Origin of the sequence: Paracoccus onchidii (assembly GCF_028294535.1) — a bacterium.
Taxonomy (GTDB): Bacteria; Pseudomonadota; Alphaproteobacteria; order Rhodobacterales; family Rhodobacteraceae; genus Paracoccus; species Paracoccus onchidii.
On record NZ_JAQBIE010000004.1, the window covers coordinates 15,641 to 37,931 of the forward strand.

The window sequence follows — 22,291 nt, forward strand, 5'->3', positions numbered from 1 at the left end:
CAGAAAATGTGGGTGGCAGCTGCGTGACGGGTGATCGGGTCCACAATGCGGGCCGCGCTGCGATCGAGTTCGTCTAGGATGTCGGCGGAAACGATCGGGTTCACGGCGGTCCTTCTTAGCCTTGCGCTGTTGTGGTTGCGTTTGCCGGCTGCGCTGGTTCTGGGCGGTGTCGCGGTTTTAGGGTTTGTGATTCTGTCCTGGATGATGCCGGCCGTATCGCTGGCGCAGATCGCCGCAGATACGGCGCAGGATCTGACGGCGATGACCTCGCCTGCCGATCTGCTGGTGATCGGATTGTTCATCGCCTTGGGGAACCTGGCTTTCTATGCGGGCATCACGACGCGGCTCTATGATGCGGCGGCGGTCTGGTTGCGCCAGTTCCCCGGCGGGCTGGCCGTGGCCTCGGTGATCGGTTGCGGGGGATTCGCCGCCATTTCCGGGTCTTCGGTGGCATGTGCATCGACGATGGGGCGCATTTGCGTGCCCGAGATGCTGCGCCAGGGCTATGACCCGAAGTTGGCGGCGTCTTCGGTTGCGGTTGGGGGGACGCTTGGGGCACTGATTCCACCATCGATCCTGTTCATCCTGTATGGGCTGTTCACTCAGACCTCGATAGAAGAGCTGTTCATGGCTGGCATATTGCCCGGTCTGCTGTCTCTGGCCGGGATGCTTCTGGTCATTTTATGGTGGGTTGGCGGCGAGCCCGATTCCGCCCCCCGGGCCGATGCCCCGACTGTCAGTCGGGGCGAAGCGGCACTGGCGGTCTGGCCGGCAATCCTGTTGTTTGCGGTCATATTGGGCGGGATCTTCAGCGGCGTTCTGTCATTGGTGGAAACCGCTGCGCTCAGCGTTCTGCTGACCTTGTTGATCGGGTTTGCCCAGGGTCGCCTGACGCCTGACCTGTTGTGGAGCGCGATCCGCGAGACCCTGTTGCAGACCGGAGCAATCCTGCTGATTGTCGCGGCTGCCGATTTGTTCTTTGTATTTGTCGAACTCAGCGGCGCCGCGACTTCCTTGCTGCTTTGGGCCCAGCATAGCGGAATGACCTATTTCGTCATGCTATGCCTTGTCGTGGTCTTGTTTCTGGTTCTGGGCATGTTCATGGATTCCATCGGGATTCTGGTGCTGACCCTGCCATTCGTGGTGCCTTTGATTCAGGGCTTTGGCATGGACGCGATCTGGATTGGTGTCATCATTGTCAAACTGCTTGAGATCGGTCTGATCACGCCGCCGGTCGGGCTGAATGTCTTTGTCATCGGAAATGTGACCCGCGACGCGCCGGTCAATGGGATTTTTGCGGGCGTGGCGCGCTTTCTGATGGTTGATATCCTGGTGTTGCTGATTTTGCTCAGTTTTCCGGCTCTGGCGTTGTTTATTCCTGCATTGATGTGATTGGCGCGGTTGACGCAGGCTGAGCCGCCCATGAACATGTCCAGCAATTGGGATATGTCGCACAGGGGAGGGTTCGGGGTGACAGTGACCTATGCGCGCGATGGGGATGTCGCGATCATTGGCATCGACAATCCACCGGTGAATGCGGCCTCGGTCGGATTGCGGTCGGGTCTTGGGCAGGCGATCGACCGTTTCGCGGATGATGCATCGGCACGGGTGGCCATCCTGGAATGCGCGGGGCGCACCTGGATTGCGGGCGCGGATATTTCCGAGTTCGGCAAACCCGCGCAGCCGCCTTATCTGCCCGATCTTGTTTCGGCGATCGAAACCGTGCCGAAGCCGATCATTGCGGCGCTGCATGGAACTGCGCTTGGCGGCGGGCTGGAAATCGCCCTGGGGGCGCATTACCGCATTGCAAGTGGCGACGCGCAATTCGGCTTGCCCGAGGTCACGTTGGGGGTGATGCCCGGCGCGGGGGGAACGCAACGCCTGCCACGCCTTGTCGGGTTGGAACCCGCGCTCGAAATGATCACCGGTGGCGGCCGGATCGATGCGGCGCGTGCACTGGAACTGGGACTGGTCGATCGCATCGCAACGGATGATCTGAATGCAGCATCGCGGCAATATGCAAGGTTTCTGATCGATAGTGGCGCCGGGCCGCGATCATGTATGCAACTGCCGCCACCGCCGATGAATGATGAGGTCGTGGAGGGATTGCGCGCCCGGATGGCCCAAAAGCATCGGGGGCAGATCGCACATCTACGGGCAATCGATGCCGTGATCGATGGGTTGAAATTGCCATCCGACCAGGGTCTGGCGCAAGAACGGGAAAAATTTCTTGAACTGATGAACAGCCCGCAGAGATCGGCATTGATCCATGCCTTCTTTGCCGAAAGGGCGGTTGCAAGGCTGCCCGAGCTGGCGGGCGTGGCTGCCCGCGACCTTGCGGCGATGGGCGTTGTCGGTGGCGGAACGATGGGCACAGGGATTGCGGCCGCGGGGTTGCTGGCCGGGCTGGCGGTCATCTTGGTCGAGCGCGATGAAACCGCCGCCGGCAAGGCCGCCAATGCGGTGGCGCATATTCTGCAAGGGGCCGCAAAGCGCGGCAAGATCACGACAACGGATTGCGAAACGCTGATGTCAGGCATGTTTCGTTGCACCAGCGATTACAACGCGCTGTCGACTGCGGATCTGGTGGTCGAGGCCGTGTTCGAAAAGCCCGAGGTCAAACAGCAGGTCTTTGCCGCCTTGGATCAGGTGGCAAAACCCGGTGCGGTTCTGGCCACCAATACTTCTTATCTCGATGTCAACCGTATCGCGCAAATGACGGGCCGCCCGTCAGATGTGATCGGTCTGCACTTCTTTTCACCCGCGCATATCATGAGGTTGATCGAGGTCATTGGTGCTGACAAGACCCGACCCGAGGCGCTGGCCACCGGTTTCGGGCTGGCTAGGCGGATGGGAAAGATCGCCGTTCGTGCAGGAAACTGCGACGGCTTTATCGGCAACCGGATCCTCACCCATTATCGGGCAGCGGCGGATGCGATGGTTCTGGACGGGGCTTCGCCCTATCAGATCGATCGCGCCTTGACGAAGTTCGGATTCGCGATGGGTCCATATGCGGTGTCGGATCTGGCCGGTCTGGACATCGGATTCCTGACCCGGCAGCGCAAGGCCCCGGATCGACATCCACGTGATCGCGTGCCGGTATTCGCGGACCGGCTGTATGAGATGGGTCGGCTGGGGCGCAAGGCGGGGCGGGGATATTACATCTATGATGACGCCGATCCGAACGGGCGCGAAGATCCTGAACTGGATGGCTTCCTGTCGCAATTGCGCAGGCAGTCGGGCCTGCAACAACGTGTCTTTGGCGAAGAGGAAATTGTTTCGCGCTATATGGCGGCCATGGTGAACGAGGCGGCGCGCGTGGTTGCGGATGGTACCGCATCGCGGCCTTTGGATGTCGATGTGGTCATGCTGAACGGATATGGCTTTCCCAGATGGCGAGGCGGGCCGATGCATTGGGCGGATGAATCGGGTCTGGCGCAGATCGTGGCTTCGATCCGGAACTATGCCCGTCAGGACGATCATTTCTGGCAGGTCGCACCGCTGCTTGAGACGCTTGCCGATAGCGGTGGCAGTTTTGCCGGGCTGAACAAGGGGGACAAGCCATGAAGGATCCGGTGATCGTCGCGACGGCACGCACGGCGATTGGCAAGGCGGGGCGCGGTGCGTTCAACATGACGCATGGTGCGGTGATGGCCGGGGCGGTTACAGATGCCGTGATCGACCGTGCCGGTATCGACCCCGATCTTGTCGAAGACAGCATCTGGGGATGCGGCTATCCTGAATATGCAACTGGTGGCAATATCGCGCGTCAGGCAACGGTTCGGGCTGGGTTGCCCGACAGCATTGCCGGCACAACCGTAAATCGTTTCTGCGCCTCGGGCCTGCAGGCGGTGGCCATGGGCGCGCATATGGTCGCCCATGAAGGTGCCGGTGCGGTGCTGGTTGGCGGGGTCGAAAGCATTTCGATGGTGCAGCCCACGCCCCGGCCATCGCGCGAAGCCTGGATCGAAACCTATCGACCGGATTTGTATGTGTCGATGATCGAAACGGCCGACAATGTTGCGCGCCGCTATGGCATTTCCCGCGAGGCACAGGACGAATATGCCCTGCAATCGCAGCGCCGCACCGCAAGGGCACAGGCGAACGGGCTGTTCGACGAAGAGATTTTACCGATGACGGTCACGAAACAGGTGACGGATCAGGACAGCGGAGAGAGCCGGGAGGTAAAAGTCCGGATCTTGGCCGATGAAGGGAACCGCCCCGAGACCACGCCCGAGGCGTTGGCGCGGCTTCGGCCGGTGCGGGGTGAGGGGCAGTTCATTACCGCGGGCAATGCTTCGCAATTATCCGATGGGGCGGCGGCTTTGCTGGTCATGGAGGCGCGGTTGGCCGCAGCGCAGGGTTTGCAGCCTCTGGGCGCGTTTCGTGGTTTCGCAGTGGCCGGATGCGCCCCCGATGAGATGGGCATCGGGCCTGTTCTGGCGGTGCCGCGGCTGTTGAATCGAGCGGGCCTTTCGATCGACGATATCGATCTTTGGGAGCTGAACGAGGCGTTTGCCAGCCAGTGCCTGTATTGCCGCGATCATCTGGGCATCGACCCGATGCGCTTCAATGTGAATGGCGGCGCGATTTCCATCGGCCATCCATTCGGGATGACCGGCGCGCGCACGACCGGCCACATCTTGCGTGAAGGGCAGCGCAGGCGGGCGAAATGGGGCGTGGTGACGATGTGCGTGGGCGGCGGGCAAGGTGCCGCCGGCCTGTTCGAGATCTACTGATCTGTCGGTTAGTCCTCGGAAATCAGGCGATGCTTCGGCGGATAGAACTGGCGTGCGAAGGACACGGGGGTCGCGTCGCTCCAGTTCAGGCGCTCGATGGTCAGGACGGGGGTTCCAACCGGCACTTCCAGATTGGTCGCGCAATCACCAGAGGCACCCTCTGCCAGGATCGAGAAGCGACCATGGGTCAGGGGCACATTGCGAGCCAGCCAATCATGGGCAGGTTGTTCCCTGAGGTCGTCCTGAGTCAGCGGCGGCAAGGCCCTTGGGTTCAGCCATACTGCCTCGCAACAATGGGGCTGTTCATCGGCAAGATATTTGGCCTTGGCAACCAGCAGCTCATCGGTGGCGCTGACCTGCAGCGCACGCATGGCCGCCTCGGTCGGATAGGATTGTGAAAAGGAGGTCAGTTCATAGCGGTAAACCGCACCCAGAGCTTCGATTTCGTCACGAATGACTGACATTTCCAGCGTCGTACGCCGCGATGGCGTTGCCGTGACGCGGGTGCCCACCTTGCGGCGGCGTTCGATGATACCGCTTTCGGCAAGCTCGCGCAGCGCACGGTTGACGGTCGCGCGGGCGCAGCCCAGTTGCACGGCAAGTTGCTGCTCGGTCGGGATCAGCTCTCCCGGGGGCCACTCACGCGAGCGGATACGCTTCATGACCTCGGCGCGCACCGATTGCCAGGTATTCATACGTTTGGCCCCGGTTTCAGTAGTGACGGGGCGCAGGGACCTGGCGACCTTTCCGGGCAGTTTTGTCATCACAAACAACTCGCTAATAATTTGTTTATTATTTTTATGCCTGTGCGCTGGTGATTAAACCTGTCGAAATAGACAAAAGGCCGTTTTTCAAATGAAACCTGCACGAAAAGATATGCTGATAACCGTTAAGGTTGTGTTGCTGCACTATTCTCAATTCAATTGAATGCTGGTAATTGCACATCAGGCAATATTCTGGATGGGATAATGGCATGGCGTCGACAGATCAGGCGATGAAAAAGGGATCGTACGGGGCCATGCCTGGGGCGGTCTGGCCGGTGCTGATCGGGATCAGCCTGTGCCATTTGATCAATGATGTCATGCAATCGATGCTATCGGCGATCTACCCTCTGTTGCGAGCAGAGTTTTCGCTGAGTTATGCGCAGATCGGCGTCATGACATTTGCTTTTCAGGTGACGGCATCCTTGTTGCAGCCGGTTGTCGGCGCGGTGACCGACAAGCATCCCCAACCGCGATCTCTTTCCCTTGGAATGAGTTCGACTTTTTGCGGGGTGCTGTTGCTGGCATATGCCCATCGCTATGAAATGCTTCTTGCCGGGGCGATGCTGATCGGGATCGGCTCGGCCGTGTTCCACCCGGAAAGTTCGCGCGTGGCGCGTCTGGCCTCGGGGGGGCGCTTTGGCACCGCGCAATCGCTGTTCCAGCTTGGTGGCAATTTCGGACAGTCGCTTGGCCCGCTTCTTGCGGCCTTCGTGGTGGTGCCGCTTGGGCGACCGGCAGTCGCATGGTTTGCAGTGGCCGCTGCCGCAGGGGTGGCGATCCTGTGGCGCGTCGGGAACTGGGCCGAGGGGCGTCGGCGTCAGGCGGCCTCGCGGCCCGATACGACGCTGCGCCTTCCGCGCAATATCGTGGTCAGGTCATTGATCGTGCTGGCGGTTCTGACATTCACCAAGAATATCTACACCGCGTCGATGAACAGCTATTTCACCTTTTTCACGATCGAGAAGTTCGGACTGGGCCCCCAGGGCGCACAGCTGTTCCTGTTCCTGTTTTTGGCAGGAATGGCGGCGGGGGTGATGCTGGGTGGCATTCTGGGTGACCGTATCGGGGCCTTGCGGATCATCTGGTTTTCGATCCTTGGCGTGCTGCCATTCTCGCTGGCGCTGCCCCATGTCGGTCTGGTGCCGACGGCAATCCTGGTCGTGCTGATCGGGCTTATTCTGTCCTCGGCCTTTCCGGCCATCGTCGTGTTTGCACAAGAACTTGTCCCTGGACGGGTCGGGATGATTGCCGGCCTGTTCTTCGGGTTTTCCTTTGGCATGGGGGGCATTGCCGCTGCGGCACTGGGGGTTTTGGCGGATGCACAAGGCATCCGGATGGTCTTTCTGATTTGTTCGGCGCTGCCTTTGCTGGGCATCCTGACAATCTTTCTGCCGCGCCTCGATCGCTGACCCAAGATGGCTTGATCAGGAACGCCTCTATCTGGCATGTCGCGCCTTCTGGCGGGGTGAACCCTTGCCGGGCGATGGGAACGCGGCTTCGGCCGATTGAGGTGATGAAATGGCGCAACCCGATTTCAGTTTCGAGACGGCGGCGATTGCTGGCGGAAAACGATATATTGCCGGGGTTGACGAAGTCGGGCGGGGACCGCTTGCTGGCCCGGTGACGGCGGCTGCCGTGGTGCTGGATGCAGCAGCAATCCCCAACGGTTTGAACGATTCAAAGAAGCTGACCGCGGCTCGGCGCGAGGCTCTGGCGCAAGAGATCATGTCGACTTGCGACTGGTCGGTCGCCCATGTCGAGGTCGAGGACATCGACCGGCTGAATATCTATCATGCCTCGCATCTGGCGATGTGCCGCGCGGTGGCGGGGCTTCGGTCAACACCTGATCATGTTCTGGTCGATGGCAACCGCCTGCCCAAGGATCTTGCGATGTCTGCCGAAGCGGTGGTCAAGGGCGATGCACGTTCGCTGACGATTGCTGCGGCCTCGATCCTGGCCAAGGTGTTGCGCGATCGCATCATGGTGGATTTGGCGCAACAGCACCCCGGCTATGGCTGGGAAGTAAACGCGGGCTATCCGACGCCGGCGCATAAACAGGCGCTGCTAGATTTGGGGGTAACCCCACATCATAGGCGTTCGTTCAAGCCGGTCCACAATATCTTGTGTAAAGCTGCTTCTTCAAGTGCTTGATTCAAAAAAGAAATTGACGGCGAATCGCCAGTGACTCATCTTTAGGGACATACAGATCGGCAAAAGCCGGCAGTTCCAGAGGCAGACAAGATGACAACCAAGAACAAGCGCGCGGATTCCGCGCGGCCTTTACCGCTGAACCAGATTCTGGCCGGCGATTGCATCGAGTTGATGAACTCGCTGCCCGAAGAGAGCGTGGATCTGATCTTTGCGGATCCGCCCTATAACCTGCAATTGCGGGGCGATCTGCACCGGCCGGACAATTCCAAGGTCGATGCGGTCGATGATGAATGGGACCAGTTCGCGGGCTTTGCCGCTTATGACAAGTTCACCCGTGAATGGCTGGCTGCGGCGCGCCGCATCCTGAAGCCGGATGGCGCGATGTGGGTCATCGGCAGCTATCACAACATTTTCCGCGTCGGTGCCGAGCTGCAGAATCAGGGCTTCTGGATCATGAATGACGTGATCTGGCGCAAGTCGAACCCGATGCCGAATTTTCGCGGCAAGCGCCTGACCAATGCCCATGAGACGATGATCTGGGTTTCGAAATCCGAAAGCTCGAAATACACGTTCAACTATGAGGCGCTGAAATCGCTGAACGAGGGCGTGCAGATGCGCAGCGATTGGGTGCTGCCGATTTGCAATGGCGGCGAGCGTCTGAAGGACGGCAAGGGCGAAAAGGCTCATCCGACCCAGAAGCCTGAATCCCTGCTGCATCGTGTCCTGATCGGGACGACCAATCCGGGCGATGTGGTGCTGGACCCGTTCTTCGGCACCGGCACCACCGGCGCGGTTGCCAAGATGCTGGGGCGTGATTTCATCGGCATCGAGCGCGAGGCCGCCTATCGCGAGGTTGCCCAGAAGCGTCTGGAACGTGTGCGTCGCCTTGATGCCGATTCCATCGCCACGACCAAGGCCAAGCGCGCCGAACCCCGAGTGCCTTTCGGACAGGTCATCGAGCGCGGCATGCTGCGTCCGGGCGAAGAGCTGTATTCCATCGGCAACCGCCACAAGGCCAAGGTCCGTGCCGATGGTAGCCTGATCGGCAACGACGTCAAGGGCAGCATCCATCAGGTGGGGGCAGCCCTGGAAGGCGCGCCGTCCTGCAATGGCTGGACCTATTGGCATTACCGGCGTGAGGGGAAAATGATTCCCATCGACCTGCTGCGTCAGCAGATCCGCGCCGAGATGTCGGGCGAGGTCAGCCGCCCGAATTGATCGTGCAAGCCGTTTCGCCGCCGTTCCCCCGCATCAGATGCGGGCGGAGCCGACTTGCCCCGCCATAACCATATGGCGGGGCCTTTTCTTTCGCCTCTGCATCGGCATATGTCTGTAAGCATGGCGCATCCTTATTCTGATCTTCCTTCTTCGGCTTTCTGGCGGCATGGTGTGGCCGATGCGGCTGCCGATCAGTTGCAGGATATTCACTGCCCGGCCTTCAGGCTGGATGAGGCGGATTGCATCGCGACGGCGGGCAGTTGCTTTGCGCAGCATCTTGGCCGCGCGTTGCGGGATGCGGGCCTGACCGTTCTTGACGGCGAGCCGGCCCCGAAAGGCATCGCGCCCGATCTGGCGCATCGCTATGGGTTCGGGCTGTATTCCGGGCGCTACGGAAATATCTACACCGCTCGTCAGATGGTGCAGTTTCTCGACGAAGTTGCTGCGGGGCAACCTGATCCGGCCCATGTCTGGCAGCGGGACGGGCGCTATTTCGACGCTTTGCGTCCGGGGCTGGAACCAAACGGACTGGATAGCGCACAAGAGGTCCTGGCGATGCGCAGTTCGCATCTGGCGCGTGTTGGCGCGACATTGCGACAGGCGGATGTTTTCGTGTTCACGCTGGGGCTTACCGAAGCCTGGCGATGTCGCGCAACGGGGCGGGTCTATCCGACCTGTCCAGGGGTGATCGCGGGATCATATGATCCAGAGCTGCACGAATTCGTCAATTTCAGCTATCCTCAGGTGCAGCAGGATTTGATCCGGTTGCTGGAGAGGCTGCAGGATTTCAAGGCAGGCATGCGGTTGCTGTTGACAGTGTCGCCCGTGCCGCTGACGGCAACGGCCAGCGATTCGCATGTGCTTCCTGCGACCCAGTATTCCAAGGCCACCTTGCGTGCTGCCGCCGGCGATATGGCCAGCGCGCATGAACAGGTCGATTACTTTCCGTCATACGAAATCGTCACCAATCCGGCCGCGCGTGGCAGGTTTTATGCCGATGACTTGCGCCGGGTCACGGATGCCGGTGTTGCCACGGTGATGAAGGCTTTCCTGGCCGCACACGGGCTCAATCCCGCCGATGGGCGGGTCCGGCAGGTGCGGACCATTGCGGATCCGGTTTGCGAAGATGCCATGCTAGAGGCGTTCGGCCGATGACAGACTTGCCGCGATTGCTGATTCTCGGCAATTCCCATATTGCTGCACCGCGCATGGCCTATGTGTCCTCACCCGAAGACTGGCCGTTTTGGGATGTCGATTTTCTGGGACTGCTGGCGGGAAATATCGGGCGGCTGCATGTGCGCGACGGCGTGCTGGTTCCTGATACCGATGAGGTCGCCGCCGAGATGAAGTTCTATAATCTCGTGCGGGAACTGGATATCGGCGAATACGATGCCTTTGCCGTCGTTGGCGGTTTCGGATGGCGGGGAATGGCCGCGATTTGTGCCGATCATCGCAGCAAGGAGTTTCCTTCGATGCACGCCGGAGCGATGCATGGACAAGGACAGGATTGCCAGCTGGTCAGCCGCGATTTCCTGCAAGAGGTGCTGTGCAGCCGGGTGCGCAATTCACCCGCGGGCAAGCTGGCCCTGCGGATCGCCCCCCTTGGGAAGCCGGTTCTGATGCTGCCCGAGCCCTTGCCCTCGGCGGAATGTGATACCCCGCCCGGACGTTTCAGCGATTATAGCGATATGGTCCGGCGGCAAGATGGCCTGCATTGGCGACAATGCTTTCAGGCGGCCGCAGTTGACGTGCTTGGCGATAGCGCCCGGATCGTGTTCTGGCCCGAGATCGCTCAACAGGATGGCGTGTTCACCCGCCCCGACCTGATGCGGGGGGCATTGCGTTTGTCGCCGCATGCACAAGAACCTCAGCCCGAAACCGATTACGCCCATGGCAATCAGGACTATGGGCGGCTGGTTCTGGATCAGATCATGGCCGCGCTGCCTGGCGGTTGATGGCTATAATGCGGATCGGGGTGGGGGCAGGCTGCCGCGATTGTAATCGCCCCAATCGCTGATATCGGGATAGAATTTACGCCGCCACGCCCTGACGCGTGGATTCATGCGACGGCGCCACCATGGGGGCACCATGGCCACGAATGTCATGGCCGGATAGCCGAATGGTAATTGCGGCGCTTCGTCGGCGTCATAGGTTTGCAGCAATGGAAACCGCCGATCGGGTTTGTAATGGTGATCGGAATGGCGTTGCAGATTGATCAACAGCCAGTTCGAGGCCGTGTGCGATGCGTTCCAGCTGTGGCGAGGCAGGATATGTTCATAGCGACCATTCCCCAGATGCCGGCGCGTCAGGCCGTAATGTTCGACGTAATTCGTCAATTCAAGCTGCCAAACGGCGATGAAGGCTTGAAAGATGAACAGGAACAGGCCGCCCACTCCCCCCAGCCAGAATGCCAGCGTCAGCATGGCGATCTGCAACAGGGCATAGCGCCAGAACGGATTGCGCCGGTCCCATGGGCGGCGTTTTGCGCGGGCCAGCATCCGGGTTTCGGCCCGCCAGGCGCTGACCGGGCTTTCCCGCAGGACGCGCCAGAAAAAGCGATAGAAGCCTTCGTTATAGCGCGCCGAAACCGCGTCGCGGGGCGTTGCCACCCATGAATGATGCACCAGAAGATGCTCGGTCCTGAAATGCGAATACAGGACCGAGGCCAGCAGAAGATCCCCGCACCAGCGTTCCAGCCGCGATTTCTGATGCAGCAGCTCATGGGCATAAACGATGCCGATCGTGCCGGACAGCACGCCGATGCCGAAAAACAAGCCCAGCTTTTCCAACCCCGACAGGTGGCCGCTTTGCGTCGTGTAGAAAATCGTGCCGAAGATCGTTGTGAATTGCAGCGGGAACCAGATCAGCGTCACCGCCCGGTGCCAGAACAGTTGCGACAGTTCGGCCTCGGGGGTCGGGTTTGTCTCGTTTTGTCCCAGCACGCCATCCAGCGCGGTTGTCAGATACCATGCATAGCCGGGAAGCAAGACCCACCAGAAGCCGCCTTTCCAGGCGGCCAGCATGACCAGCGGGATCATGATCACCGACATCCAGAACGGCGCGGCAGGCGGAAGGGCGTTGGGGGTGGGTTTGCTCATGGGGCGATACTATGCCGCGATTTCGCCCTGCGCCATATCCCAGACCTTGCGCATCAGACCCGGCAGATCATCGCGCCTGATCTGCGCGATCGGCACGAAATGGCCACGTTCGGGATTTCCGCGCAGATCGCCCAGCATGACCGTCATGGTCAGGCTGAAATGCGTGAAAACGTGGCGAACCTGACCAAGGTCGACCCAATCGGCCGGGCCTGGCGGCGGCAGGTCGCGCCCGTCCCATTCGGTCGATGGAAAGGCCAGCGTTCCACCCAGCAATCCCTTGGCGGGGCGTTGCTCCAGCAGGATAGACCGGCCCGACCGTGCGACCCATGCGATTCCCCTGCGTTCGGGCTTGGCCGCCTTGGGCAGCTTGCGGGGCAGCGAGGTCTCGATTCCCCGGGCATGCGCGTCGCAGCAATCCATCAGCGGGCAGATCGCGCAGGCGGGGTTGCGGGGCGTGCATATCGTGGCGCCCAGATCCATCATCGCCTGCGCATAGTCACCCGGCCGCGTCTGTGGCGTCAGGGTTTCTGCCAGCCGGGTCAGTTCGGGCTTGGATTTCGGCAAGGGCGCCTCGACGGCAAACAGTCGCGCGACGACGCGTTCGACATTGCCATCAACGACGGTCTCGGGATGGTCATAGGCAATTGCGGCAATGGCCGCCGATGTGTAGGGGCCGATGCCGGGCAGGGCGCGCAACCCTTCGCGCGTCCCGGGGAACGAACCGGCTGCGGACACGGCGCGCGCGCAGGCCAGCAGATTGCGGGCGCGTGCGTAATATCCAAGCCCGGCCCATTCCGCCATGACATCGCCATCATCGGCCGCAGCCAGATCCTGCACCCGCGGCCAGCGCAGGGTGAAGCGCGTGAAATAGGCTTTGACGGCGGCAACCGTCGTTTGCTGCAACATGACCTCGGACAGCCAGACGCGATAGGGATCAGCGGCGGCCTTGCTGTCCGGCGGCATTCGCCAGGGCAGGTCCCGGGCATGGGTGTCATACCAGGCCAAAAGTCCGGGTGCGATCACTTTGATGTCACGCAATTATCAGCCCCCGTGCCTTGCTGCATGCTTTCCTCCCTGATCCGTGCTGATTAAGGATATAGCTGGGATAACCGATCAGGCAGCGATGGCACAGAGGTTCGACAAGACGAAATACCCGATCCGGCGCAGGCGGCGCGGGTTCGAGGCTGCTGCCTCGCTGCTGGGGGACCGGGTGCAGAAGGCTGCCGAAGGGCGGGGCTTTGCCGTGGCGCGCCTGTTGACGCATTGGCCGGAAATCGCGGGCGAGCAATTGGCGCGTTCAACCCGACCGGTGCGCATCAGCCATAGTCGGGGCGGTTTCGGGGCAACGCTGACCCTGCTGACCACCGGACCGGCGGCGCCGATGGTTGAAATGCAACTGCCTCAGCTGCGCGACAAGGTGAATGCCTGCTACGGCTATAACGCCATCCAGAAGATCGCACTGACCCAGACGGCGGCCAGCGGTTTTTCCGAAGGACAGGCCCAGTTCGCGCCCGCGCCGTCCCAAAGCCGGCAACCGGATCCCAAGGATCAGGAACGGGCCGCCGAGGTTGCGGCCCGTTTTGACGACAATCAGCTTGCCGAGGCAATGGCCCGGCTGGCGCTTAATCTCTCTTCTCGAAAGAACCGAAAGGACAATTCATGCTGATCCGCTCTGTCGCCACCGCGATGACACTTGCGCTGGCGATGCCGGCCCTGACCCAAACCGCTTTTGCGCAGGACGCCGAGACGGAACTGGTCGATGTGCAGACCTTGCCTGATATCGCGCTGGGTGCCGAAGATGCACCGGTCACCATTATCGAATATGCCAGCTTTACCTGCGGGCATTGCGCAAACTTTCATGAGGACAACTGGCCCAAGCTGAAATCCGAATATGTCGATACCGGCAAGGTGCGCTTTATCCAGCGCGACGTGTATTTCGATCAGGTCGGTTTGTGGGCCGGGATGCTGGCGCGTTGCGGCGGCGATGACAAATACTATGCCGTTTCCGACATGCTGTTCAAAGAACAAGGGAAATGGCTTGCCGGGGGGTCGGGCGACGAAATCGCGACCAATCTGCGCAAAATCGGCCTGAAGGCCGGCATGACCGAAGACCAGATGACTGCATGCTGGGATGATGGCGCCAAGGCTGAACAGCTGATCGCAACCTTCCAGAAAAACGCCACGGCAGATGAAATCGAGGCGACGCCGACCTTCATCATCGCGGGTGAAACGGTGATGAACCAGCCTTGGGATGACATGAAGGGCATCATCGACACCAAGCTGGAAGAAGCCGGCGAATAATCCGCAAAACGTTCCGTGGGGCGCCTGGCATCGCGCCCCACATTGCGGGAATGTCGGACATCCGGACAACGCGGCTGTTGGCCCATTGCGCTTTTCGCCCTAAGGTCGCGAATATTGTGCAGCGCTTGCAAAAGGGACAGCTGGAAAGATGCTTCAGGAATTTCGTGAATTTATCGCCCGTGGCAATGTCGTGGACATGGCCGTGGGGATCATCATCGGTGCCGCATTCACGGCGATTGTCACCTCGATGGTGAATGACCTGATCAATCCCGTGATCGGGCTTTTGACCGGCGGGATCGATTTCACCAATAAATATGTCGTCTTGTCGGGCGAGGTTGCCGCGGGCACCGGCCTGGAAGCTGCCCGTGAATCCGGGGCGGCGATCTTTGCCTATGGATCGTTCTTGATGGCGGTTCTGAACTTTCTGATCGTGGCATGGGTGGTGTTCATGCTGGTCAAGGCGGTCAACCGCGCCCGCGCCCTGGCCGAAAAGGAAGAAAAGGTCGAGGAAGCACCTGCCGGCCCCTCGCAAGAGGAACTGCTGGCGCAGATCCGTGATCTGCTGGCCGCTCGTTCGGCCTGAGTCGGTATTCGACTTCGAAACTCGATCCGAAAAAATCTGACTCTGAAATCTGACGGCGCATCCTCGGGGCTGCGCCGCCATTCATTCCCCGTTCCGGGATGCCTTACTTTGCAAGGATCTGATCGACCGGAACCGCATTGATCCCCAGGGCCTCGCCGACGGGCTGCGAGGTCAGCTTGCCCTCATGGGTCGACAGCCCCGCGCGCAGATGGGGATCGTCGGCGACCGCTTGTCGCCAGCCCTTGTCCGCAAGCGCCAACAGGAAGGGTTGCGTCGCATTGCCAAGCGCCTGCGTCGAGGTCCGGGCGACGGCCCCCGGCATGTTCGCGACACAGTAATGCACGACGCCATCGACCTCGTAGATCGGGTCCTGATGCGTGGTTGCCTTTGAGGTTTCGAAACATCCGCCCTGATCGATCGCGACATCGACCAGAACTGCGCCGGGCGGCATGGTCGACAATTGAGCGCGTGTCACAAGCTTGGGCGCGGCCGCGCCCGGCACCAGCACGGCGCCGATGACCATGTCGGCAGTCTGGATCAGCTCGGCCGTGGTCGCGGCATTTGCATATTGCGTGGTCAGTTTTCCCATGAACACATCGTCCAGATAGGAAAGCCGGGGAACCGAGCGATCCATCACCGTTACATTTGCGCCCATGCCAACGGCGACACGCGCTGCAGCGGCGCCGACCACGCCCCCGCCTATGATGACGACATTCGCCGGACGCACCCCGGGCACGCCCCCCATCAGGACGCCACGCCCGCCATTGGCCTTTTGCAATGCCCAGGACCCGACCTGCGGGGCCAACCGGCCGGCCACCTCGGACATCGGTGCCAGCAGCGGCAGGCCGCCCCGTGCATCCGTCACCGTCTCATAGGCGATCGACGTGACGCCCGAAGCCAGCAGATCCTCGGTCTGGGCGCGGTCGGGGGCAAGATGCAGGTATGTGAACAGCAACTGGCCAGCCCGCAGCATCTTGCGTTCGACGGCTTGAGGTTCTTTGACCTTGATGACCAGTTCTGCCTGATCGAAGACATCCTTGGCGGTGCCGACGATCTTTGCGCCGACGGCGCTGTAATCAGCGTCCTCGAAGCCCGATCCCAGGCCGGCCCCGGTCTCGATCACGACGTCATGGCCACGCAGGATTGCTTCACCTGCGGCGGCAGGTGTCAGGCCAACGCGGAATTCCTGTGGTTTGATTTCCCTTGGACAGCCGATTTTCATGGTTCTACCTCCTCTTCATGCGCATCCGGTTCGGTGGATGCGTTTATCGGACCAGTGTCGCAGATTGTTTCCGCAAGGTGCTGCGAAGCTGGTCGCACAATGGTCACGTAAGGTGTAGATCCTTCTGAAAAATTGAAATTGTATCGAAGAAACTGCGAATATGTCGGATATTGACGCAATCGACCGCCGAATCCTGTCCCTGTTGCAAAAGCAGGGCCGAATCAGCAATGCCGAACTGGCCGCGCGGGTGCACCTGTCCCCAAGCGCCTGCCACCGCCGGGTGCAGCGGCTGGAGGAAACTGGGGTAATCTCGGATTATGTCGCGTTGTTGGATGCGCGGGCGCTGCAGCGTCAAACCACCGTGTTCGTCGAAATCACGTTGTCGGGACAATCCGATGAGGTTCTGGACGGGTTCGAACGTTCTGTTCGCGCCATTCCCGATGTTCTGGAATGCCACCTGATGGCTGGCACCGCGGATTATCTGCTGAAGATCGTGGTCGAAGATACCGATGATTTTGCGCGGATCCACCGCCAGCATCTGTCGCGCCTGCCGGGTGTTGCGCAGATGCATTCATCTTTCGCGTTGCGCACGGTGTTTCGTACGACTGCGATTCCGGTGCAGCCCTAGGGGGCAGATAAAAGCAGACCCCCACAGCAGGGCTGCGGGGGTCGCTGATTACGCGTGATCGCGTCGCCTTACAGCGCGCCTTCGCGCTGTGCCTTTTTACGGGCCAGCTTGCGGGCGCGGCGAACGGCCTCTGCCTTTTCACGGGCTTTCTTGACCGACGGCTTCTCGAAATGTTGCCGAAGCTTCATCTCGCGGAAGACACCTTCGCGCTGAAGTTTCTTCTTCAGGGCACGAAGCGCCTGTTCGACGTTGTTATCGCGAACGTTGACCTGCATGTGGTTGTCACCACCTTCCTAAGTTAGAGTTGCAAAGATTGCAGGAAGCGTTCCACTAACAGGTCGGAAGCGCTTTGTCCAGATGAGGTCGAAATGACAGATACAGACCAAGACCGATTGCTGCGCGCCGCGCTGGAACATGTGCCGTTCGACGGGATGAACGAGCGGGCCTTGCTGGCGGGTGCCCGCGATATCGGTCTGCCACAGGCCCTGGCGCGCGTGCATTTTCCGCAGGGTGGGGCCGGGCTGGCCGCGGCATATCATCGCCGGGCCGATGCCAGTTTGCGCGACTGGCTTGCGACTTCGCCACCCGAAGGGCGGTTTCGTGATCGCGTGGCCGAGGCGGTCTGGCAGCGCCTGAAATTGGTCGACCCCGAACTGGTCCGGGCGGGGGCCGCAGTATTGGCCTTGCCGCAGAACTCGGTGCTGGCGGCGCGTCTGGTCTGGGAAACGGCCGACGTGATCTGGGTAGGGCTTGGCGATAATTCCGATGATGCCAACTGGTATTCCAAGCGTGCGACGCTTTCGGCGGTGATTAGCGCGACGGTGTTGTTCTGGCTGGGGGATATGTCCGAAGGGCATCAGGATACCCGCGAATTCCTTGATCGCCGAATTGACGGTGTGATGCGGTTTGAAATGGTCAAGTCGCGCCTGTCAAAGCTGCCCGGGGCAGATATGCTGGCGCGTGCGGCATTCGGCTGGATTCGTCCCCCGCGCGATCGGGATCTTCCGGGAAAGCAAGATTACAGGTAAGGATTTGAGATGTTTCCAGACGCAATGAATGCGGTCGAGATTTCCGCTGCGGGCGATGCCGATATGTTGCAAATGGTGCGCCGCCCGGTGCCGGTGCCCCGCCATGACGAGATCCTGATCAAGGTCGCCTATGCCGGGGTCAATCGCCCTGACGTCCTGCAGCGCAAGGGCAGCTATGCGCCGCCGCCCAACGCCTCGGACCTGCCGGGGCTTGAAGCATCGGGCGAGATCGTGGGGCTTGGCGCGGGCGTGACACGCTGGCGCAAGGGGGAAAAGGTTTGCGCGCTGTTGCCCGGCGGCGGCTATGGCGAATACGCGGTGTGTCACGCCGACCATGCGCTGAGGATTCCCCGCGGCTTGTCCATGAAGGAAGGGGCGTGCCTGCCCGAAACCAGTTTCACGGTGTGGTCCAATGTCGTGCAACGCGGTGGCCTGAAGGGCGGTGAGAGGTTTCTGGTGCATGGCGGAACCTCGGGGATTGGCATGATGGCGATCCAGATCGGTCATGCACTGGGCGCGCGGGTCTTTGCGACAGCGGGGAACGATCAGAAATGCAGGGCCGTCGCTGATCTTGGGGCGACCGCGATCAACTATCGCAACGAAGACTTTGTGAAACGCGTCGCGGCCGAAGGGGGCGCGGACCTGATTCTGGATATGGTCGGGGGCAGCTATATTCCCCGCAACATTCGCACCCTTTCGCTGGATGGCCGACTGGTCATGATTGCCTTTCTCGAAGGGTCGAAGGTGGAACTGAACTTTGCCCAGATCATGGCCAAGCGCCTGACCGTGACCGGCTCCACCCTGCGCCCACAGTCGGACACGGCCAAGGCGGAAATCGCCGATGCCGTGCGCAAACAGCTGTGGCCGTTGATATCAAGCGGTGCGGTCAAGGTCGTGATCGACAGCGAATTTGCGCTGAAGGATGCGGCGAATGCGCATCGGCGGATGGAAAGCAGCGAGCATATCGGAAAGATCGTGCTGAAGGTTGCCGGCGACTGACGGGCGTGCTTAGCGAACCTGTTCCATCAAGATCCTGTCCAGCGAACAGTCATTGCGGATATCGGGGGCGCAGTCCCGCGGCGTCAGATCGCGGGTCAGGCAGACCCGGACCTCTTGCAGGGCGGCGCTGCGGCAGGTGACGGTGACCCCGTTACGGGTCAGTTGCGGGTTCGCTTCGATGAATGCGTCCTCGACCACCGATGGTGGCAGCCGGATGTCGCGGTTCAGGTCATCAAACACCTGGGGAATCACCACGCGTTCTGCCGCCGATCGTGTGGCGCCATAATAGTCTGCTGCCGACAGGCCGGTGCAGCGCCCGTGCTTTTTCCACTGATACCAGGCCAGCCCGCCAGATCCCATCAGATCGGCCATTGCATTGCTTTGGCGGCGCGACGGATCGCGTTCGCGTGTCGAACAATCCTGAGGCCAGCCGCGTTCATATTGTGGCCATAGCCCATGCACGATGAAATCGGTCTTGCGCCCGATATCGCATTGATCCGCATCGCGTTCATTGCCCGTATGGCTGCACCAGGTCGGCGACCAGCTCAGCGCCAGAACATAGTAATCGAACCTGCCTGCAACGTCATCGGCGCGTGCAAGCATGGGAAACAGGGCGATCAGGGCGATGCGAAGAAACTGGCTCATCTTGCCGTCACCTTAGCTGCTTGTCTTCTGGCGTCCACATCGGAATGTGCGAATCCTCTTTTCTAATCGCGCCTGAATCGTTATATGCGCCTCCAATTCCCCCCGAAAACGAGGAATGGCACCCGCCGAAAGCCGTTTTCCCGGCCTGTTCAGGTCGTGCGCGGGGCAGATATGCGAAGGAGACTGACATGAACAAGCCGTTGATGGCCAAGGCCACCGCCGTTTGGCTGGTCGATAACACCACGCTCAGCTTCAAGCAGATCGGTGATTTCTGCGGTCTGCACGAACTGGAGGTGCAAGGCATTGCCGATGGTGACGTGGCCGCCGGGGTCAAAGGCTATGATCCCGTGGCTTCGAACCAGCTGGATCCTCAGGAAATCAAGCGCGGCGAGGAAAGCCCGACCTACCGGCTGCGCCTGAAATACAATCCTGCCGCCGAAGGCGAGGAAAAGCGTCGCGGGCCGCGCTATACGCCGCTGTCCAAGCGTCAGGATCGTCCTGCCGCGATTCTCTGGCTGGTTAAGTTCCATCCGGAACTGGCCGATTCACAGATTGCCAAGCTGGTCGGCACCACCAAGCCGACCATCAATGCGATCCGCGAACGCACGCATTGGAATATCCAGAACATCCAGCCCATCGATCCGGTGGCGCTTGGTCTTTGCCGTCAGACCGAACTGGATACCGCTGTCCAGAAAGCGGCGAAAAAGCGTGCTGCCGACGGTGATGTCATGAGCGATGACGAACGGCGCAAACTGGTCAGCACCGAGACTTCGCTGTCGATGTCCGAAGAACCGCGCCTGCCGACCGCGATTGCCGGACTCGAGAATTTCTCGCTCAGTCAGGATGACGAGGATCGGAAACCCGAAGCCGATCTGGACGCTGACAGCTTCTTCAACCTGCCGGATAATGATTCGGACGAGGATGAGGACGACCGCTGAGACAGGCACCGCAGGTTCGGCATCATGGAAAAAGGCCGGCGCAGGGAAACCGCGCCGGCCTTTTGCGTGGATTCTGATCAGATCAGCCGCGATTCCTGATCAACCTGCCCAGCCAGATCAGGATACATGCACCGATGACGGCCACGATCAACTGTCCTATGGCACCGCCAGCGGTGCCGCCCAACAGCAGCCGGAACAACCCGTTGCCCAGAACCGCGCCGACGATCCCCAAAATGACGTTCATGATCAGTCCGTGATCGCTTTTCATGATCTTTTCGGCGATCCATCCGGCGATGGCACCCAGAATGATCGACAAGAACCACCCGATACCTTCCATAACCAGCCCCCTGTGCTGTTTTCACATTCACGTCCACCGCAGCGACGCGCTGCAACAGAAATGCGCGACGGGGCCAATCTGTTCCCGCCGCGCAATCATTACGATCTGATCTGCCGGTCAGACCGACAGGCAGACATATTTCATTTCCAGATAGTCATCGATGCCGTGATGGCTGCCCTCGCGGCCAAGGCCCGATTGCTTGACGCCGCCGAACGGGGCCACCTCGGTCGAGATGATTCCGGTATTCACGCCGACGATGCCGTATTCCAGTCCTTCCTGAACGCGCGTGATGCGACCGATATCGCGGGCATAGAAATACGAGGCCAGGCCAAAGATCGTGGCATTGGCCTTTTCGATCACCTCTTCTTCGGTGTCGAACTTGAACAGAGGCGCCAGCGGGCCAAAGGTTTCTTCGGTGGCGACCTTCATATTGTCGGTCACGCCGGTCACGACGGTCGGTTTGAAGAACAGCCCGTCGAGGCGTCCGCCACCGGTCGCGATCGCCCCTCCGCCATCCAGAACGTCCTGGATATGCTCTTCGACCTTGGTCACGGCCTTGTCATTGATCAACGGGCCGGTGGTGATGCCGTCTTCCAACCCGTCGCCGACCGTCAGTTTGTCAACCGCGGCGGCAAGACGCTTGGCAAATTCATCATAGACGCCCGCCTGCACATAGATCCGGTTCGCGCAGACGCAGGTCTGGCCATTGTTGCGGAATTTAGAGGCCATCGCGCCTTCGACCGCAGCGTCCAGATCGGCATCGTCAAACACGATGAACGGCGCGTTGCCACCCAGTTCCATGCTGCATTTCAGAACCTGATCCGCCGCCTGACGCAGCAGGATGCGGCCAACCTCGGTCGAGCCGGTGAAGGTCAGTTTGCGGATCTTGGGGTTTTCGCAGAATTCCTTGCCGATCTCGCTGCTGCGCGACGAGGTTACAACCGACAGGATGCCCTTGGGCAGGCCGGCGCGTTCGGCAAGAACGGCCATTGCCAGCGCCGAAAGCGGTGTTTCCGCGGCCGGGCGGGCAACAAAGCCACAGCCTACGGCCAAGGCCGGTGCCGCCTTGCGGGCGATCATCGCATTCGGAAAGTTCCAGGGCGTGATCGAGCCGACAACCCCGATGGGCTGACGGATTACGGTCAGCCGTTTGTCGGGCTGATGGCCGGGGATCGTTTCGCCGTAGACACGCTTGGCCTCTTCACCGAACCACTCGATGAAGCTGGCACCATAGGCGATTTCACCCTTGGCCTCGGCGAAGGGCTTGCCCATTTCGGCGGTCAGGATGCGGGCAAGATCGTCCTGGTTTTCCATCATCAAGTCGTACCACTTGCGCATCAGCTGTGCGCGTTCTTTGGCGGTGCGCGCGGCCCAATCCTTCATGGCATCGGCGGCGGCGTCGATCGCGGTGGCAACGTCCTGGCGGGACAGGTCCGCAACCTTGGCAATCACGTCCCCCCGTGCGGGGTTGATGACGTCAAAGGTCGCGCCATCGGCGGCTTCGACCCATTCTCCGGCAACGAAAGCGCGCGTTTCCAGAAGCGAAGGATCGCGCAAGAGGGTCTGTAGATCGGTGGAATGTTTGGTCACAACGGGGTCTCCGAATTGGGCTTGGTCAATATATTAAGCAACTTGCTTAG

Annotated in this window: 23 protein-coding genes; 15 read left to right on the forward strand and 8 right to left on the reverse strand. The window is 60.7% G+C overall.

The window, feature by feature from the left end; translation table 11 throughout:
* Positions 1-78 precede the first annotated feature (78 nt).
* The 3 genes from PAF17_RS04035 (at position 79) to PAF17_RS04045 (ending at position 4,739) form a co-directional block, all read left to right on the forward strand.
* A complete protein-coding gene (locus tag PAF17_RS04035; protein ID WP_271887802.1) occupies positions 79-1,392 on the forward strand; it encodes a TRAP transporter large permease in 1,314 nt (437 codons plus the stop codon).
* A 78-nt stretch (positions 1,393-1,470) separates the two neighbouring features.
* Positions 1,471-3,567, forward strand: a complete 2,097-nt coding sequence (locus tag PAF17_RS04040; RefSeq protein ID WP_271887803.1) for a 3-hydroxyacyl-CoA dehydrogenase NAD-binding domain-containing protein — start codon at positions 1,471-1,473, stop codon at positions 3,565-3,567.
* Positions 3,564-4,739 carry an acetyl-CoA C-acyltransferase gene (locus tag PAF17_RS04045; RefSeq protein ID WP_271887804.1) on the forward strand — a complete coding sequence of 392 codons (1,176 nt, stop codon included), beginning with the start codon at positions 3,564-3,566 and terminating at the stop codon, positions 4,737-4,739. Before PAF17_RS04040 ends, PAF17_RS04045 begins: the two co-directional genes overlap by 4 nt.
* Positions 4,740-4,747: 8 nt before the next feature.
* Here PAF17_RS04045 and PAF17_RS04050 read toward each other — a convergent pair whose 3' ends face one another.
* Positions 4,748-5,503 carry a GntR family transcriptional regulator gene (locus PAF17_RS04050; protein WP_271887805.1) on the reverse strand — a complete coding sequence of 252 codons (756 nt, stop codon included), beginning with the start codon at positions 5,501-5,503 and terminating at the stop codon, positions 4,748-4,750.
* Positions 5,504-5,712: 209 nt separating this feature from the next.
* Here PAF17_RS04050 and PAF17_RS04055 point away from each other — a divergent pair, with 209 nt between their 5' ends.
* The 5 genes from PAF17_RS04055 (at position 5,713) to PAF17_RS04075 (ending at position 10,827) form a co-directional block, all read left to right on the forward strand.
* Positions 5,713-6,912: an MFS transporter gene (locus PAF17_RS04055; protein ID WP_334223658.1), complete on the forward strand. Its 1,200-nt coding sequence runs from the start codon at positions 5,713-5,715 to the stop codon at positions 6,910-6,912.
* Between the two features lie 109 nt (positions 6,913-7,021).
* Positions 7,022-7,654, forward strand: a complete 633-nt coding sequence (locus PAF17_RS04060; protein WP_271887806.1) for a ribonuclease HII — start codon at positions 7,022-7,024, stop codon at positions 7,652-7,654.
* 90 nt (positions 7,655-7,744) lie between these two features.
* Positions 7,745-8,872, forward strand: coding sequence for a site-specific DNA-methyltransferase (locus PAF17_RS04065; protein ID WP_271887807.1), 1,128 nt, complete (start codon positions 7,745-7,747; stop codon positions 8,870-8,872).
* A 120-nt stretch (positions 8,873-8,992) separates the two neighbouring features.
* The gene (locus tag PAF17_RS04070; protein WP_271887808.1) at positions 8,993-10,027 is read left to right on the forward strand and encodes a GSCFA domain-containing protein; all 1,035 of its coding nucleotides are present in this window, start codon (positions 8,993-8,995) and stop codon (positions 10,025-10,027) included.
* On the forward strand, positions 10,024-10,827 hold the full coding sequence (locus PAF17_RS04075) for a hypothetical protein (RefSeq protein ID WP_271887809.1): 804 nt from the start codon (positions 10,024-10,026) through the stop codon (positions 10,825-10,827). The genes PAF17_RS04070 and PAF17_RS04075 overlap by 4 nt, the downstream gene beginning before the upstream one ends.
* Positions 10,828-10,830: 3 nt before the next feature.
* On the opposite strand, the gene PAF17_RS04080 is transcribed toward PAF17_RS04075, so the two are convergent.
* Both PAF17_RS04080 and PAF17_RS04085 read right to left on the reverse strand, forming a co-directional pair.
* Positions 10,831-11,970, reverse strand: coding sequence for an alkane 1-monooxygenase (locus PAF17_RS04080; protein ID WP_271887810.1), 1,140 nt, complete (start codon positions 11,968-11,970; stop codon positions 10,831-10,833).
* 9 nt (positions 11,971-11,979) lie between these two features.
* Positions 11,980-12,933, reverse strand: coding sequence for an A/G-specific adenine glycosylase (locus PAF17_RS04085; RefSeq protein ID WP_271888007.1), 954 nt, complete (start codon positions 12,931-12,933; stop codon positions 11,980-11,982).
* 160 nt (positions 12,934-13,093) lie between these two features.
* Here PAF17_RS04085 and PAF17_RS04090 point away from each other — a divergent pair, with 160 nt between their 5' ends.
* The 3 genes from PAF17_RS04090 to mscL all read left to right on the forward strand — a co-directional run bounded on the left by PAF17_RS04090 (position 13,094) and on the right by mscL (position 14,854).
* Entirely contained in the window at positions 13,094-13,636 is a 543-nt protein-coding gene (locus tag PAF17_RS04090; RefSeq protein ID WP_271887811.1) for a DUF721 domain-containing protein, read from the forward strand.
* Positions 13,630-14,271, forward strand: coding sequence for a DsbA family protein (locus PAF17_RS04095; protein ID WP_271887812.1), 642 nt, complete (start codon positions 13,630-13,632; stop codon positions 14,269-14,271). The genes PAF17_RS04090 and PAF17_RS04095 overlap by 7 nt, the downstream gene beginning before the upstream one ends.
* Positions 14,272-14,419: 148 nt before the next feature.
* Positions 14,420-14,854, forward strand: coding sequence for a large conductance mechanosensitive channel protein MscL (mscL, locus tag PAF17_RS04100; RefSeq protein WP_271887813.1), 435 nt, complete (start codon positions 14,420-14,422; stop codon positions 14,852-14,854).
* A gap of 103 nt (positions 14,855-14,957) precedes the next feature.
* Here mscL and ald read toward each other — a convergent pair whose 3' ends face one another.
* Complete coding sequence (ald, locus tag PAF17_RS04105; protein WP_271887814.1) at positions 14,958-16,076, reverse strand: alanine dehydrogenase; 1,119 nt, start codon at positions 16,074-16,076, stop codon at positions 14,958-14,960.
* 160 nt (positions 16,077-16,236) lie between these two features.
* Between ald and PAF17_RS04110 the strand changes: the two genes are divergently transcribed.
* Entirely contained in the window at positions 16,237-16,704 is a 468-nt protein-coding gene (locus PAF17_RS04110; RefSeq protein WP_271887815.1) for an Lrp/AsnC family transcriptional regulator, read from the forward strand.
* Positions 16,705-16,772: 68 nt separating this feature from the next.
* Here PAF17_RS04110 and rpsU read toward each other — a convergent pair whose 3' ends face one another.
* Positions 16,773-16,979 carry a 30S ribosomal protein S21 gene (rpsU, locus tag PAF17_RS04115; protein WP_022705914.1) on the reverse strand — a complete coding sequence of 69 codons (207 nt, stop codon included), beginning with the start codon at positions 16,977-16,979 and terminating at the stop codon, positions 16,773-16,775.
* A gap of 93 nt (positions 16,980-17,072) precedes the next feature.
* Between rpsU and PAF17_RS04120 the strand changes: the two genes are divergently transcribed.
* Entirely contained in the window at positions 17,073-17,732 is a 660-nt protein-coding gene (locus PAF17_RS04120) for a COQ9 family protein (RefSeq protein ID WP_271887816.1), read from the forward strand.
* A 9-nt stretch (positions 17,733-17,741) separates the two neighbouring features.
* The gene (locus PAF17_RS04125; RefSeq protein WP_271887817.1) at positions 17,742-18,731 is read left to right on the forward strand and encodes an NAD(P)H-quinone oxidoreductase; all 990 of its coding nucleotides are present in this window, start codon (positions 17,742-17,744) and stop codon (positions 18,729-18,731) included.
* Positions 18,732-18,740: 9 nt separating this feature from the next.
* On the opposite strand, the gene PAF17_RS04130 is transcribed toward PAF17_RS04125, so the two are convergent.
* Positions 18,741-19,376 (reverse strand): ribonuclease T2, encoded by a 636-nt coding sequence (locus tag PAF17_RS04130; RefSeq protein WP_271887818.1) that lies wholly within the window; start codon positions 19,374-19,376, stop codon positions 18,741-18,743.
* A gap of 188 nt (positions 19,377-19,564) precedes the next feature.
* On the opposite strand from PAF17_RS04130, the gene PAF17_RS04135 reads away from it, so the two are divergent.
* On the forward strand, positions 19,565-20,314 hold the full coding sequence (locus PAF17_RS04135) for a DUF1013 domain-containing protein (RefSeq protein WP_271887819.1): 750 nt from the start codon (positions 19,565-19,567) through the stop codon (positions 20,312-20,314).
* A gap of 82 nt (positions 20,315-20,396) precedes the next feature.
* Here PAF17_RS04135 and PAF17_RS04140 read toward each other — a convergent pair whose 3' ends face one another.
* Positions 20,397-20,651 (reverse strand): GlsB/YeaQ/YmgE family stress response membrane protein, encoded by a 255-nt coding sequence (locus tag PAF17_RS04140; RefSeq protein WP_271887820.1) that lies wholly within the window; start codon positions 20,649-20,651, stop codon positions 20,397-20,399.
* A gap of 117 nt (positions 20,652-20,768) precedes the next feature.
* A complete protein-coding gene (locus PAF17_RS04145; RefSeq protein ID WP_271887821.1) occupies positions 20,769-22,241 on the reverse strand; it encodes an NAD-dependent succinate-semialdehyde dehydrogenase in 1,473 nt (490 codons plus the stop codon).
* Positions 22,242-22,291: the final 50 nt, after the last annotated feature.

What these genes read in the sequence shown, in the direction of transcription:
- PAF17_RS04045 (WP_271887804.1), top strand. Translation starts at nt 3,564, where the DNA reads ATGAAGGATCCGGTGATCGTCGCGACGGCACGCACGGCGATTGGCAAG.
- PAF17_RS04080 (WP_271887810.1), bottom strand. Translation starts at nt 11,970, where the DNA reads ATGAGCAAACCCACCCCCAACGCCCTTCCGCCTGCCGCGCCGTTCTGG.
- PAF17_RS04065 (WP_271887807.1), top strand. Translation starts at nt 7,745, where the DNA reads ATGACAACCAAGAACAAGCGCGCGGATTCCGCGCGGCCTTTACCGCTG.
- rpsU (WP_022705914.1), bottom strand. Translation starts at nt 16,979, where the DNA reads ATGCAGGTCAACGTTCGCGATAACAACGTCGAACAGGCGCTTCGTGCC.
- PAF17_RS04110 (WP_271887815.1), top strand. Translation starts at nt 16,237, where the DNA reads ATGTCGGATATTGACGCAATCGACCGCCGAATCCTGTCCCTGTTGCAA.
- PAF17_RS04070 (WP_271887808.1), top strand. Translation starts at nt 8,993, where the DNA reads ATGGCGCATCCTTATTCTGATCTTCCTTCTTCGGCTTTCTGGCGGCAT.
- PAF17_RS04130 (WP_271887818.1), bottom strand. Translation starts at nt 19,376, where the DNA reads ATGAGCCAGTTTCTTCGCATCGCCCTGATCGCCCTGTTTCCCATGCTT.
- PAF17_RS04085 (WP_271888007.1), bottom strand. Translation starts at nt 12,933, where the DNA reads ATGCCGCCGGACAGCAAGGCCGCCGCTGATCCCTATCGCGTCTGGCTG.
- PAF17_RS04035 (WP_271887802.1), top strand. Translation starts at nt 79, where the DNA reads ATGTCGGCGGAAACGATCGGGTTCACGGCGGTCCTTCTTAGCCTTGCG.
- PAF17_RS04095 (WP_271887812.1), top strand. Translation starts at nt 13,630, where the DNA reads ATGCTGATCCGCTCTGTCGCCACCGCGATGACACTTGCGCTGGCGATG.
- PAF17_RS04135 (WP_271887819.1), top strand. Translation starts at nt 19,565, where the DNA reads ATGAACAAGCCGTTGATGGCCAAGGCCACCGCCGTTTGGCTGGTCGAT.
- ald (WP_271887814.1), bottom strand. Translation starts at nt 16,076, where the DNA reads ATGAAAATCGGCTGTCCAAGGGAAATCAAACCACAGGAATTCCGCGTT.
- PAF17_RS04140 (WP_271887820.1), bottom strand. Translation starts at nt 20,651, where the DNA reads ATGGAAGGTATCGGGTGGTTCTTGTCGATCATTCTGGGTGCCATCGCC.
- PAF17_RS04055 (WP_334223658.1), top strand. Translation starts at nt 5,713, where the DNA reads ATGGCGTCGACAGATCAGGCGATGAAAAAGGGATCGTACGGGGCCATG.
- mscL (WP_271887813.1), top strand. Translation starts at nt 14,420, where the DNA reads ATGCTTCAGGAATTTCGTGAATTTATCGCCCGTGGCAATGTCGTGGAC.
- PAF17_RS04075 (WP_271887809.1), top strand. Translation starts at nt 10,024, where the DNA reads ATGACAGACTTGCCGCGATTGCTGATTCTCGGCAATTCCCATATTGCT.
- PAF17_RS04120 (WP_271887816.1), top strand. Translation starts at nt 17,073, where the DNA reads ATGACAGATACAGACCAAGACCGATTGCTGCGCGCCGCGCTGGAACAT.
- PAF17_RS04125 (WP_271887817.1), top strand. Translation starts at nt 17,742, where the DNA reads ATGTTTCCAGACGCAATGAATGCGGTCGAGATTTCCGCTGCGGGCGAT.
- PAF17_RS04060 (WP_271887806.1), top strand. Translation starts at nt 7,022, where the DNA reads ATGGCGCAACCCGATTTCAGTTTCGAGACGGCGGCGATTGCTGGCGGA.
- PAF17_RS04090 (WP_271887811.1), top strand. Translation starts at nt 13,094, where the DNA reads ATGGCACAGAGGTTCGACAAGACGAAATACCCGATCCGGCGCAGGCGG.
- PAF17_RS04050 (WP_271887805.1), bottom strand. Translation starts at nt 5,503, where the DNA reads ATGACAAAACTGCCCGGAAAGGTCGCCAGGTCCCTGCGCCCCGTCACT.